11 protein-coding genes and 1 other annotated feature are annotated in these 13288 nt (G+C 42.5%); of the genes, 10 read left to right on the top strand and 1 reads right to left on the bottom strand.

The window, feature by feature from the left end; translation table 11 throughout:
* Positions 1-326 precede the first annotated feature (326 nt).
* From MKY99_RS26810 to arsC, 7 genes are all read left to right on the top strand, one after another.
* Positions 327-2288, top strand: coding sequence for an ATP-binding cassette domain-containing protein (locus MKY99_RS26810; RefSeq protein WP_339267298.1), 1962 nt, complete (start codon positions 327-329; stop codon positions 2286-2288).
* Positions 2289-2315: 27 nt separating this feature from the next.
* Positions 2316-2984, top strand: coding sequence for a response regulator transcription factor (locus MKY99_RS26805; RefSeq protein ID WP_042191977.1), 669 nt, complete (start codon positions 2316-2318; stop codon positions 2982-2984).
* Positions 2985-4310 carry a HAMP domain-containing sensor histidine kinase gene (locus MKY99_RS26800; RefSeq protein ID WP_339267296.1) on the top strand — a complete coding sequence of 442 codons (1326 nt, stop codon included), beginning with the start codon at positions 2985-2987 and terminating at the stop codon, positions 4308-4310.
* Between the two features lie 49 nt (positions 4311-4359).
* Entirely contained in the window at positions 4360-4908 is a 549-nt protein-coding gene (locus tag MKY99_RS26795) for a GNAT family protein (protein WP_339267294.1), read from the top strand.
* Between the two features lie 82 nt (positions 4909-4990).
* Complete coding sequence (locus MKY99_RS26790; RefSeq protein ID WP_339267292.1) at positions 4991-5317, top strand: metalloregulator ArsR/SmtB family transcription factor; 327 nt, start codon at positions 4991-4993, stop codon at positions 5315-5317.
* Between the two features lie 100 nt (positions 5318-5417).
* Positions 5418-6707 carry an arsenic transporter gene (locus MKY99_RS26785; RefSeq protein ID WP_339267290.1) on the top strand — a complete coding sequence of 430 codons (1290 nt, stop codon included), beginning with the start codon at positions 5418-5420 and terminating at the stop codon, positions 6705-6707.
* A 20-nt stretch (positions 6708-6727) separates the two neighbouring features.
* Positions 6728-7147 carry an arsenate reductase (thioredoxin) gene (gene arsC, locus MKY99_RS26780; RefSeq protein ID WP_339267289.1) on the top strand — a complete coding sequence of 140 codons (420 nt, stop codon included), beginning with the start codon at positions 6728-6730 and terminating at the stop codon, positions 7145-7147.
* Between the two features lie 89 nt (positions 7148-7236).
* On the opposite strand, the gene MKY99_RS26775 is transcribed toward arsC, so the two are convergent.
* Positions 7237-8448 (bottom strand): oxalate decarboxylase family bicupin, encoded by a 1212-nt coding sequence (locus MKY99_RS26775; RefSeq protein WP_339267287.1) that lies wholly within the window; start codon positions 8446-8448, stop codon positions 7237-7239.
* Positions 8449-8617: 169 nt separating this feature from the next.
* Here MKY99_RS26775 and MKY99_RS26770 point away from each other — a divergent pair, with 169 nt between their 5' ends.
* The 3 genes from MKY99_RS26770 to MKY99_RS26760 all read left to right on the top strand — a co-directional run bounded on the left by MKY99_RS26770 (position 8618) and on the right by MKY99_RS26760 (position 13267).
* Positions 8618-9472 (top strand): copper amine oxidase N-terminal domain-containing protein, encoded by an 855-nt coding sequence (locus MKY99_RS26770; RefSeq protein WP_339267285.1) that lies wholly within the window; start codon positions 8618-8620, stop codon positions 9470-9472.
* Positions 9473-9521: 49 nt separating this feature from the next.
* Positions 9522-11078, top strand: a complete 1557-nt coding sequence (locus tag MKY99_RS26765; RefSeq protein WP_339267283.1) for a tetratricopeptide repeat protein — start codon at positions 9522-9524, stop codon at positions 11076-11078.
* A 68-nt stretch (positions 11079-11146) separates the two neighbouring features.
* Positions 11147-11407: a binding site (T-box leader), on the top strand.
* A 180-nt stretch (positions 11408-11587) separates the two neighbouring features.
* Positions 11588-13267: a glutamine--tRNA ligase/YqeY domain fusion protein gene (locus tag MKY99_RS26760; protein ID WP_339267281.1), complete on the top strand. Its 1680-nt coding sequence runs from the start codon at positions 11588-11590 to the stop codon at positions 13265-13267.
* Positions 13268-13288: the final 21 nt, after the last annotated feature.

Here is a 13288-nt window from a genome sequence, read left to right as displayed (position 1 = left end):
ATGCTGAGTGAGAATTCGCCTTTTTCTATGACTTGACCTAAAAATAAACGGAGGAGAGTTACGAAGGGGCAATTTGGAACTGTAGGAGCGGTAGCGACCGCCTTTGTCTCCGAATTTCATCCGCTAACAGCGGTACAATTCAGGAAATTTGGAGACAACAGCGGCCGGAAGTCCAAAAGTTCCCCGTAGTTACCACTTCCTCCTTAAATGTATTGTCTCAAGATGAGGAGGTATTCCAGTTCATTATCAGTTCACACAAATTTGTTAGGATTGGAAACATCAAAGGCAGAGAAAAAGAGCGTGACCCAGGAGAGGAAGAGATCGGAATGAACATATTAGAGGTTAAGAATGTTAAAAAATCGTATACTTTGTATGGTAAGGAAAAGGTTCCAGTACTCCATGATGTGAATTTAAGCTTTGAGACAGGTGAATTTGTCTCCATACTCGGTGAGTCTGGTTGCGGTAAGTCCACACTAATGAATATTATTGGTGGAATGGACTCTGATTATGAGGGCGATGTCCTTGTTCGCGGGAAGAACCTAAGCAAGATGACCGAAAAGGAAATGGATGATTATCGTAAGAATAACATCGGCTTCGTATTTCAAAACTTCAATCTGATTCCACACTTATCAGTCTTGGAAAATGTTACGGTTGCGATGCAAATGACGAATACAAGCGAGAAAGAACGTAATAAGCGTGCTATAGAGATTTTGACTGAGGTAGGATTAAAGGATCATCTGAAAAAACGTCCGAATCAACTGTCCGGTGGACAGAAGCAACGGGTATCCATTGCACGTGCATTGTCGAATAATCCAGACATTATTTTGGCAGATGAACCTACGGGTGCGCTGGATAAAGATACAGGTGATCAAATCTTAGTTTTGTTGGACAGCATAGCGAAAAGAGGAATCTTGGTCATTACCGTGACCCACTCGCAAAAAGTAGCTGATTACGGTAGCCGTATCGTTAAGCTTGAAGAGGGATTGGTGAAAGACGATATTCATTTGAAGGAACGTTCCATGGCTACCTACGATGGGGGAGATGGTTCGGCCAGAAATCTCAGCTTAATGGCTTCTTTCAAAATGGCCCTTCAAAATATGAAGCTTAATGCCAAACGTAATGTATTGGTAGCTTTGGGTGGATCAATAGGTATTTTAAGTGTACTCTTGATGCTTTCCTTAGGAAATGGGATCACTAGCTATATTAATAATGAAATTAATTCAAGTATGGACCCTTTGCTGGTAGATATCACTAAGCCAAATCCAGAAGCCAAAGACATGAAGGGCCCAGAAGCGATGATGTTACCCGGCGTTACGTTTACAAAGGCCGATGTTGAGACGATTCGTAACCTTCCAAATGTAGATCATGTAGAGACCATAACAACCATTACAGGCAAATCTACCACGGTTTTTGGGGAACAAACGAGTAGTCTTACACAATTAACCACCTTAAACGATACGTTTGATAAAGCGACGATTAAAGCAGGGGCTTTACCGAAGGAAAATGAAGTATTATTACCAACGAAAATAGCGAGTCAATTAAGTGGAAATGACCAACCGAATGCTATGGTAGGGAAGTCTATTCATCTGTATATTAATGAAATGGATGCTCAACATAAACCGATAACGTTGGAAAAAGAAATCACGGTCTCTGGTGTTTATGAAGCCACTGATCCAAGAGCGCAAATGTCACCAACAGGATATATTCCAACACAGACACTGGAGCAAATGTATACTGATAAAGGGATTACCATTGGCCCGATTCAGGTTAATGCTTTTGCAACGGATATGAAATATGTGAATGATATTAATAAAGCGGCTGTTGATGCGGGTTTCTCGGGCTCTCAAACGGCATCAATCATGGAGCGTATCACGACTTATGTGGATATGGCTACGATCGTTCTATCTGGTATTGCAGGGATTTCGCTCATCGTATCAGGGATTATGATATTGGTTGTACTTTACATTAGTGTAGTGGAACGGACGAAAGAAATTGGGATCCTTCGTGCGATTGGAGCAAGAAAGAAAGATATCAAGCGAATATTCTTTTCCGAATCCGCATTATTGGGTATATTTAGTGGTGTCTTCGCAATAATCTTTGCAGCTATCATTAGCTTTGGTTTAAATATACTTTTGGAAAATGCTTTTGGCGTAAAGCTTATTAACTTATCTGGATCTTATATCGTATTCGGATTAGTTGTAAGTACAGGGATTAGTATTGTCGCTGGTTTGATGCCTTCATCGAAGGCTGCCAAGCTCGATCCAATGGAATCTCTGCGATACGAATAAATACAATGTTGGAAAGGAAATTGATGTATGAGCACAATTCTAGTGGTTGATGATGATTCCCATATTCGCAAATTAATACGATTATATCTTGAAAAAGATCAGTTTTCCGTAGTGGAAGCGGAAGATGGTCAAATAGCATTAGACATTCTAGCGCATACAAAAATAGATTTAGCGATTGTGGATGTGATGATGCCTCATATCGATGGTATTGAACTGACAGAAGATATTCGATCTTATATTGATATGCCGATCCTAATGGTTACAGCCAAAGGAGAGTCTAAGGATAAAGTCAGAGGATTTAATGCGGGGTCAGACGATTATTTAGTAAAGCCGTTTGATCCCATTGAATTGGTACTGCGTGTGAAATCTTTATTAAAGAGATATCATGTAACCCCTTCGAATGTTATTCAATTAGGGGGAGTGACGATTGATCTAGGGAATTTAACAGTCGCTAATGCCGATCAAATGGTTGAATTGAAAAAGAAGGAATGTGAATTGCTATTTGCTTTGGCGGGTTCGCCAAGGCAAATATTCACCCGCACTCAGCTAATAGAGAATATATGGGGAATGGATTATGAAGGCGATGAGCGGACGGTTGATGTGCATATCAAACGCTTGAGAGAACGTCTTGAACCCATCCCTCAGTTCATCATTTCTACAGTAAGAGGACTTGGTTATCGTCTGGAGCTAGCCTAGATGGTGAGGAAAAGCCTGCGTCTTCGAATCGTCGTTACGTTCATTGGTATTGTTTTAGTCAGTTTAATTATTTCCTTTTTTCTTTTTATGCAGTTTTCAGAAAAAAATAATACACCAAACCATATGTTTATTAATATTGCTAAAGATATAGCAAAGGTGACAAATTTAATAGATGATCCGGAAAAAGTAAACGCATTTGCAGATCTGCTTAATCGATTTGGTATAGATATAGCTGTTGTTAATGAGCCAAGTGAATCTGTTTTTTCTTTAGACAAGGAGAAAGTTGCTATCTTATTCAATTCCAACACAACCGATGCGGTCTTTCTAACGGGTAGGGGTGGACTTGCTATCGTAGGGGTTCCTAAGATAGATGATGGAAAAGGTGCTTTCATTATTAAGATTGATTTTTCATCGACTGTAAGAGGCTTGAGAATTACGCTTCTGTTTACACTATTAGCTGTACTAATCATCGGAAGCTTGCTTATCTTGTTCATGTCCAGGTATATTGTGAAGCCTATTAAGAAGCTAACTGTTGCAGCGAAGGAAATGGCGTCAGGTAATTTATCTGTCCGATTGACTTATCGTAATAAAGATGAATTTGGTGAACTGATGGAGAGCTTTAATCGTATGGCAAGTGAGCTGCAGAAAATGGACTCAGTTCGTGATGATTTTGTCAGCAATGTTTCTCATGAAATGCAGTCACCACTTACATCGATTAGAGGATTTACAAGAGCGCTGCAAGACGGTGTCATTCCATTAGAAGAGCAAAAAGAGCATCTGGATATTATCTATGAGGAAACCTTACGCCTATCTAGGCTTAGTGATAATCTGCTCCGATTAGCCTCACTCGATTCGGAACATCATCCGGTTAATCCCACCACATTCCAATTAGACGAACAATTAAGAAGAACAATCGTATTAGCGGAACCACAGTGGGCACGGAAAGATATTATGATTGAATTGGATTTATTGCCTTGCGAGATCACGGTGGATAAAGATTTATTTGATCAGGTCTGGCAGAACTTAATAAATAATGCTATAAAATATACGGGGCAAGACGGTACCATTCATGTTGAAATTGAGATGAACGCGCAATTTGTGAAGGTATATATCAAAGATTCTGGTAAAGGCATTCCTGAGGAAGCACTTCCGCTTATTTTTGATCGATTTTATATGGTGGAGAAAGCGCGTAGCAGCGCTCTTAAAGGGAATGGACTTGGACTTTCCATTGTAATGAAGATTCTGAAAATACATGATTGTAATATTGATGTGGAGAGTAAAGTTGGAGAAGGAACCCAGTTTGTTGTAACGATTCCTAGAACCTAAACCACATGAATAGTTAATGGGCTAAATCTAAAGGCAAACTTTGAGGGGGATGATGATGCAAGATCTAAATCCTATCTATTTACGCGAATTGAAGCATACGGACTGGAAAGCTGTTCATTCGTATTGTTCACAGGATCGTGTGTGCCGTTTTCAAGCCTGGGGTCCAAATACTGCTGATCAAACTCGTTCATTTGTGAGCCAGGCACTAGATGACTCTCAAAAAGTTCCCAGAACTCGGTTCGCGCAAGCCATAGTTGCAGTAGGAACTGAAAATTTGATCGGCATGGTTGAATTAAATATTAGAAGCCATACGGACAGAAGCGGTGAAATCGGCTATATTGTCCATCCTGATGTCTGGGGACAGGGAGTCGCTACAGCAGCAGCCGGACTAATGTTGAAGTTTGGTTTTGAAGAACTGCATCTACATCGAATATACGCGACCTGTGACCCTCGAAATAGTGGATCATCCAAGGTGCTCACCAAGATTGGCATGACCTATGAAGGCAGATTAAGAGATGCTTTACTCATAAAAGATGGCTGGCGAGATTCTTTAGTGTTTAGTGTATTGGAGCAAGAAAGGGATAAGGAAGTGCGCTAAAATAAAGTCTTGCTTCTAAATGTCTAGTTCATTAAAATATAAGTATTCGCTTATATAAGTGTTGGAAGGAGGAGAAGTAGGGATGCAGTCACTGACGGATATTGCAGATGATTTGAAGCTCTTAGGAGATAAGACGCGACTGGCCATGCTTTCACTTTTGAAAGAACGGGAATGGTGCGTGTGTGAATTCCTTGATATTTTTGATATATCCCAGCCGGCGATTAGTCAGCATTTACGGAAATTGAAGAATCGAGGGATCGTGAAAGAAAGCAAACGAGGGCAGTGGGTGCATTATTCATTAAATGTCGAGGATAAACCACATCTTAAGGCTGTTCTTCAACAAATGCCCAGCTCAGCCGAGATATTGGCTAGTTTGAATAAAGAAGTTAAAGCACCGTGCTGCGACTAAAATATAGTTGTAGTTTTTTTAAAGTGTATATAACTATATAGTTATATGGTGATATAGGATTTATTAGGATTTATTCGTAGATTATAGGAGTGTTGAGAAAGTGGTCATGCTAGCCATACTTATTTTTATGGTAACTTTAATTTTTGTAATCTGGCAGCCTCGAAATTTATCGATTGGATGGTCAGCCTGCGGCGGAGCGATCATTGCTTTACTAGCTGGGGTAGTTAGCTTTAATGATGTTCTGGATGTAACACAAATGGTGTGGAATGCGACGTTGGCGTTTGTTGCAATCATCTTAATTTCCTTAATTTTAGACAGTATTGGATTTTTTGAATGGGCAGCGTTACATATGGCGCGAGCAGCACGGGGGAACGGAACACGAATGTTTGTCTATGTCATCGTTCTTGGTGCGTTGGTTTCTGCCTTTTTTGCAAATGATGGAGCGGCGCTAATACTTACCCCTATTGTACTTGCTATGGTAAGAGCGCTGAATTTTGATGAGAAAAAAGTATTTCCATTCATTATTGCTAGCGGCTTTATTGCGGACACCACCTCATTGCCGCTTGTGGTTAGCAATCTTGTGAATATCGTATCGGCTGACTTTTTTGGAATTACCTTTATGGAGTATGCGGGGAAAATGATTGTACCTACGCTATTCTCATTGATAGCGAGTATCGTGGTGCTTTATTTCTTTTTTCGCAAAAGTATTCCGAAGCGATTTAATGATTCCGAACTAAAAGATCCGCAAGAGGCTATTAAAGATAAGAAGATGTTCCGTCTATCATGGATTGTACTGGCTATTCTTTTAATAGGGTATTTCGTTAGTGGATTCTTGAAGATTCCGGTATCAGTGGTTGTGGGAATCATTGCAATTTTGTTCATGCTCCTCGCGAGAAGAAGCCCTTCCGTCAAGGTGAAACAAGTGCTTACAGGAGCACCTTGGGCGATTGTGTTCTTCTCCATTGGAATGTATGTCGTGGTATATGGACTTCGGAATGCGGGTCTAACTGATCTACTCGCTAAGGCGATAGGAATGATTGCTGATCAGGGTCTATTCGCTGCAACTATGGGTATGGGGTTCATTGCTGCATTGATCTCATCATTGATGAATAATCTGCCTACTGTAATGATTGACGCACTCGCAATTGATGCAACGCATACAACCGGAGTTATAAAAGAGGCATTAATATATGCGAATGTTATAGGTTCAGACTTAGGGCCTAAAATCACCCCGATTGGCTCACTAGCAACGCTGCTGTGGCTCCATGTGCTTTCGGCTAAAGGTGTGAAGATATCCTGGGGAACGTATTTTAAAACGGGCATTATATTAACTATCCCAACGTTGTTTATTACACTTTTAGGTCTTTATCTGTGGTTGTTGATTACTTAATTTGAAAAGGGGAAGATCAGATGGACAAGAAAACGATTTATTTTTTATGTACAGGAAACTCTTGCCGGAGTCAGATGGCTGAGGGCTGGGCGAAGCAATATTTAGGGGGAGAATGGAACGTGTACAGCGCTGGAATTGAAGCCCATGGTCTAAATCCAAAAGCTGTACAAGCTATGAGCGAAGTAGGCATAGATATCTCTGGACAGACCTCGGATATGATTGATTCTAATCTGCTGAATAATGCTGATTTAGTCATTACGTTATGTGGGGACGCTGCGGATAAATGTCCAATGACGCCTCCGAAGGTCAAACGGGAACACTGGGGCTTCGATGATCCGGCAAAAGCGCAAGGGACCGATGAAGAGAAGTGGGCAGTGTTCCAGCGTGTGCGTGACCAGATTGAGGAAAGAATCAAACGATTTGCGGAGACCGGCGAATAGTTACCAGGTGAAGCATCCTATTCTTTTAAAAATATAAGAAAGTATAAGTTTCACACTATACCTTATCCTTATATTTCTCGCAAAAACGCTTACCGTCCTTTAGGAACGCCGGAGGCGTTTTTGCTTGGCTTAGGATATTTCACAACGGGCCATTTCACTTTCCTTAAGGCGTTCATAACCTCTGGTCCAACGTTCAGGTTACTTTGAACCAATTCATGGGGAGTGAGAGCCATCCATTGATTCAGAGAAACGTCGGCAAAACGATCGCTTTTGAACATTTCAAGGAACCATAAGGAGTCATCGCCTGTATTCTGAATATAATGTCCAAACGCAAAAGGAACATATCCTACATCGCCTGCTCTGTAATTGAAGGTACGTGCTACACCATTTCCAGCGAATACGGTCATGCGTCCTTTTCCGGCAAGATAATACTGCCATTCATCGTTATTTGGATGCCAGTGCAGTTCCCGCATTCCTCCGGGTTCAATTTCTACCAATGCAGCAGCGACGGTTTTGGAGATTGGAAAGTTACTGGAATCGACAATTCTGACGCTCCCGCCCGGAGTCTTCAGCGGAGGTTGAGCCAATAAAGAATGTTTAAAGGTTTGTGGGATCTCTCCGTATGGAGATTCTACCTTTTGACTTTGCAATGAACCCGGAACCTGATCCTGATAAATATAGACCTGTTCGGTGGGAATAGAGTCAAATGCAGCGGCAGGCACCCCAAAGTTAGCCGAAAGAACTTCTTTAGGAGTATGGGCAAACCAATCGGAAATGGACAAGGTGTTTAGATCAGAGAAACTTCCATCGTCGAATACAAGCAGAAACTCACAGCCTTCTTCAAGACCTTGTATAGAGTGGGGAATACCTGGCGGAAAATACCATAGATCACCTGGCCCCACATCTGCTATGAAGTTTCGACCATTTTGATCTACGGCAGTAATTCGAGCTCGACCTAGCAGCATATAAGACCATTCCGCTTGCTGATGCCAATGGAGTTCACGTACTCCACCGGGGGTTAGGCTCATGTTGACGCCAGCTAGTGTCGTGGCAATGGGGAGGTCTCTGACCGTCACCTCTCTCGACCAGCCACCATGATTAAGCTGCATATGTGCATCGGAGAAAGAGAATTTTAAATTGGGGACGAGACCGGCATCGGTCACGGGAGGGACAAACATGTCGGGATTCTCCAAATCCCGCATTATATCACGTGGTCCTTTATCTAATCCCCCTGCGCCATCGCTTCGAATGGGCTGAGGGATATTTGTCTTTCTTGGCGAATCCTGTCCATCTGCAGTCATCCATCGCACTCCTTTCATGATTCTAAATAACTCAATGAAAATATATGCGGAATCCTGTCTTATATGATGAATAACAAAAGTGGAACAAGTTGACATGCGCAAGGGGATCATTGATTATTACTAATAGAGGCTTTGTTTTAGACGGAGTAGAGAGGGAGAGGGGTTTGAGATGAATCACATTAAGGAGTCCTTACAACGATTAGGGAGAATAAGAGCTTATGTCATAGGTCTGTTGGTAATTATGTTCGCCGCGGGTTCCGCGGTTACACCTACATCGGTGTCGGCGGCTGTTCAGTTAGGGACTCAGGTAATGCCACTGTCATATGGGGGGTATTACGTCCTTTTTCCAGGTAAACTCGCTCCTTATTTTAAATCAGGTAAATTAATGGTGCCGATTCGGGCTTTCTCGAGTGCGATTGGTGCAGATTTGCTCTATGACGCATTAACGAACAGCGTTACGATTTCACTACTGGATCGCTCTGTAGGGAAGATTAAAGCAGGGCAGCTAGAGGCAGAATTTAATGGGGAGACAGAAGATTCGTTAGGGATCGCCCCAGAGATCAAGGACGGAATCCTGTTTGTTCCAGCATCCCCTATTCTAGAGGGGTTAAAGACATTTCGCTGGGAAACTCAGTTCAATAACGTGAATAAATTGACCCTTGGCATTGGCGCCAGAAAAGGGGAGGAATGGGCAAAGCCTGAGGCGGATCGAGCGCTTGCCCCTTACCCAGTGGAAACAACAGCACATCCATATCCTTTATATCCATTTAAGCTAACACAGACTCAATCTGGGAAAGAATACAGACTAACCTTAGGCGTGCAAAATACCTCTGGTTTTGTTATCCCTAAAGGGAATGCGGAACTGGAGCTGGTGAGTGTGGACAGTAAAGGGAACTCTTACTACCAAACGTTAAAAGGACCTGACTCTTTAACCTCCAAGGCGGCATTATTATCATTTTCCGTTTCCATTCCTACAGAGGCTGAATACGTCATTTTCAGATCACGTACATTGAGAGCGGAATAAGTATCATAGGTGTTCTAACAAGATATACAGAGAGCAGGTTAAGAAATAGATGACAGGTAACGAAGGGCAGCACTATCGATTCAGTGAAGCACCCATTTGGGAGTTGCAGCGGGCTTATTATGAAGAACAGGGATTAAAGGCTTGGAATAATGATCAGGTTCCGCAGTATATTACGAGTAATCCTATGATTGCGACAGCATATGCGGAAATGATCTTCGGATTCCTGCAAGATCGGGCTGGACAAGGACATCTCTCTGAGACAGTCACTATACTGGAATTGGGAGCGGGAGCGGGTCGGTTAGCGTTCCATATCCTTAAGAAGCTATGCGAAATCATAGATTATGCGGGGACTCCACTTCCTCCTTTTCGTTATGTGATGAGTGATTTACCCGTTAAAAATATAACCAGCTGGCAGCAGCACCCAAGCTTACTTCCATTCGTAGAGCAGGGTATACTGGATTTCGCACGATTTGATGCTGTACAGGATACTGAACTGTATTTAGTACAGGCTAAGCTCAGCATCAAACCTGGTGATTTACAGCAGCCGCTGCTGCTTGTGGCGAATTATTTTTTTGACAGTATCCCGCAGGAATTAATTTATGTGGATGAAGGTAAAATATTTGAATGTGAGGTGTCGATTCAGTATTCAGAGTCTGCAGGATCTGACAACCCCTCTGATGTACTCGGTACAATCATCCCACAGTATCATTATGTTCGAGCGGCTAATTACGAAGTAGAAACCTACCCCTATCACGATGTTATAAAGCTCTATCAGCAGAAGCTGGAGGATTCCCATATTCTGTTTCCTGTTGTGGGGCTTACTTGTTTGGAGCGGCTAGCTAAGTTGTCTATAGAAGGGTTCGTACTCCTTACAGCGGATAAGGGAGATCACCGAATAGAGAATTGGGAATTTGCGGAACCACCTTTACTGATTCATCACGGTAGCTTCTCCTTAACGGCGAATTATCATGCAATTCAGTATATGTTGGAGCAAAAAGGAGCACACTCCTTATTTACCACTCATCATTACAAAAACTTGAATATCGGATGCATTCTTATGCTGGACGCGCCGATGAGCTATACGAACACTCGGTTAGGTTACAAGCGGTTTATAGAGCGTTTTGGCCCGGATGATTTCTTCAGTATGAAGGAATGGATGGATCAGCAATTAGATACAATGGGTCTCCAGCAGATTTTGGCTTTTTGGCGCTTAGGTGGGTATGATGCAGAATGGTTTATCCATAGTGCTGAACAGATTTCGGAGCTGCTGCCGGATGCCAGTGATGAAGAAATGCTGGATCTTCAGCAGGGAATACGATTAATGTGGACAGGTTACTATCCGATGGAACAGAGCTATGACCTATCACTGGATGCTGGGTTACTGCTGTATGAAATGGATAAGTTCGAGGAGGCGTTAGCCTACTTAGAACGGTCTATGCATGCCAATTCGGAAGAACCATTAGCCTCGGTGCTTTATAGTATGGCGATTTGTAATTATGAGCTTGGAGCTGAAGGGGCTGCACTGGATTACGCGCGTAGAGCTTTGGCTGTAGAGCCTGATAATGAAGTAGTGTTGGAACTGATAACGGCTCTGAGCGAGGATTAAATTGTAAGAAGACAGAAGTACAGCACCATTTACACAGGACCATCAATTTGGTATCCTATACAAAATAATTAAACGCGATGACGAGAAGAGTAAATAAAATCATTCCTTCACAGAGAGCCCTGGATGATGAGAACAGGGTATGGGCGATATTATTGAAACAAGCCTCTGAGCGGCATATCGGAACCGATCGACGGGGATGGTATGACGGGAGCTCCTGTTATAGAGCTAGAGTATAACCAATGCGTAAGATGCATTGCCGTACTTGATGAGATTAATATGGCGACATATTAATGAACCTGGGGTGGTACCGCGAGAATTTCGTCCCCAAGACCATAAGTCTTGGAGGTGAGGTTCTTTTTTATTTAAATATAAGAAAGTATAAGTTTCACACTATACTTTATCCTTATATTTCTCGCTTAAACACTTACCGTCCTTATAGGACGCCGAAGGCGTTTATGCTTGTGCAGAATAATCAGGCGGATATCACTTATAAACAGGAGGTAATACCAATGAACAAGGAACCGGAAGTATTAGCAGAGAGTTACATCGACAGATTGATTCAAGAAGAGCTGGAAGCTGGAACTTACAGTAGAGATATTTGCACGAGATTCCCACCGGAGCCTAATGGGTATTTGCATATTGGCAGTGCGTATGCTATTCACACGAACTATACGACTGCGAAAAAGTATGGCGGGAAGTTCCATTTGCGGTTCGATGACACCAATCCTTTAAAAGAGGATCTGGAGTATGTAAATGCTATTTGCGAAGATATGTTATGGATGGGCTACCCGCCAGACCATACTTTCTACGGATCAGACTATTCGGAAAAAATATATAATAGCGCGGTAAAGTTAATCCAAAAAGGAAAAGCCTACGTCTGCGATTTATCACCTGAAGAGGTGTCAGCTTATAGAGGAACGCTTACGGAGCCGGGAAAGAACAGCCCTTATCGGGAGCGTTCTGTGGAAGAGAATTTGAAGTTATTCACGGAGATGAGGAATGGAGCCTATCCGACGGGAGCCAGAGTATTACGGGCTAAAATAGATATGAGCTCACCTAATATCAACTTGCGTGATCCAGTGATTTACAGAATCATTCATGCAGAGCATTATAGAACAGGCAACGATTGGTTCATCTATCCGATGTATGATTTTGCCCATCCTATACAAGATGCGATCGAAGGGATTACGCATTCCCTATGTTCTATTGAGTTTAAGGATCATCGACCACTGTATGAGTGGGTACTGAATGAACTGGATACCCCTGAGGCTCCAAAGCAAAGGGAGTTCGGACGCGTAAATATCACCGGCGTCGTTACTAGCAAACGGTATATTAGACAACTGGTTACAGGACATTATGTGGATGGCTGGGATGATCCAAGACTTCCAACGCTTCGCGGACTGCGGAGAAGAGGTTTTACGCCGGAGAGTATTCGGAATTTTGTGAAGGAAATTGGTTTTGTTAGAAATAGCACCATTGTAGATATTGCCATGTTAGAATATTCGCTTAGACAAGATTTGAAGGCGAAGGCAACTAGCGTGATGGCTGTTCTAAAGCCTCTAAAGGTGGTTATTACTAACTACCCTGAGAATCAAAGCGAATGGCTGAAGATTGAGAATAACAGTGAGGATAAGACGCTAGGGGAAAGGGAAGTTCCTTTTTCACGGACGCTTTATATTGAACAAGAGGATTTTATGGAGGAGCCACCCAAAGGTTATCACAGACTGACTATAGGGAATGAGGTTAGGTTAAAGGGCGCCTACTTCATTAAGTGCAATGAGGTGCTCAAGGACGAAGCAACTGGAGAAGTTATAGAGCTTCGCTGCACCTATGATCCGAGAACGAAGAGTGGAAGTGGATTTAATGAACGGAAGGTTAAAGCGACTATCCACTGGGTATCGGCAGAGCACGCGACCAAGGCGGAAGTTCATCTATATGAGCGGTTGCTAAAAAATAACGACGGTCCTAAAGAAGAGGATGAGCGCTGGGACGCGTATCTTAATCCAGATTCCCTAACCATTCTGAAGGATTGTTTGTTGGAGCCTTCCATGGCGAGTGCACTTCCAGAAGATAAATTTCAATTCATCCGGCATGGATTCTTCTGTGTGGATAAGAAATATACCACAGCAGATAAGCTGGTACTGAACCGAATTGTGCCGCTGAAGGATACATGGAAGAAAAATTCGTAATTCACAGCACATCCTTTCTCC

Source organism: Paenibacillus sp. FSL R5-0470 (genome assembly GCF_037975205.1).
In the GTDB taxonomy this organism is placed as follows: Bacteria; Bacillota; Bacilli; order Paenibacillales; family Paenibacillaceae; genus Paenibacillus_AQ.
The sequence above is the reverse complement of the archived record's forward strand: the minus strand, read 5'-3'. Positions and strand labels throughout refer to the sequence as shown.

What these genes read in the sequence shown, in the direction of transcription:
- MKY99_RS26795 (WP_339267294.1), top strand. Translation starts at nt 4,360, where the DNA reads ATGATGATGCAAGATCTAAATCCTATCTATTTACGCGAATTGAAGCAT.
- MKY99_RS26760 (WP_339267281.1), top strand. Translation starts at nt 11,588, where the DNA reads ATGAACAAGGAACCGGAAGTATTAGCAGAGAGTTACATCGACAGATTG.
- MKY99_RS26810 (WP_339267298.1), top strand. Translation starts at nt 327, where the DNA reads ATGAACATATTAGAGGTTAAGAATGTTAAAAAATCGTATACTTTGTAT.
- MKY99_RS26790 (WP_339267292.1), top strand. Translation starts at nt 4,991, where the DNA reads ATGCAGTCACTGACGGATATTGCAGATGATTTGAAGCTCTTAGGAGAT.
- MKY99_RS26770 (WP_339267285.1), top strand. Translation starts at nt 8,618, where the DNA reads ATGAATCACATTAAGGAGTCCTTACAACGATTAGGGAGAATAAGAGCT.
- MKY99_RS26805 (WP_042191977.1), top strand. Translation starts at nt 2,316, where the DNA reads ATGAGCACAATTCTAGTGGTTGATGATGATTCCCATATTCGCAAATTA.
- MKY99_RS26765 (WP_339267283.1), top strand. Translation starts at nt 9,522, where the DNA reads ATGACAGGTAACGAAGGGCAGCACTATCGATTCAGTGAAGCACCCATT.
- MKY99_RS26800 (WP_339267296.1), top strand. Translation starts at nt 2,985, where the DNA reads ATGGTGAGGAAAAGCCTGCGTCTTCGAATCGTCGTTACGTTCATTGGT.
- arsC (WP_339267289.1), top strand. Translation starts at nt 6,728, where the DNA reads ATGGACAAGAAAACGATTTATTTTTTATGTACAGGAAACTCTTGCCGG.
- MKY99_RS26775 (WP_339267287.1), bottom strand. Translation starts at nt 8,448, where the DNA reads ATGACTGCAGATGGACAGGATTCGCCAAGAAAGACAAATATCCCTCAG.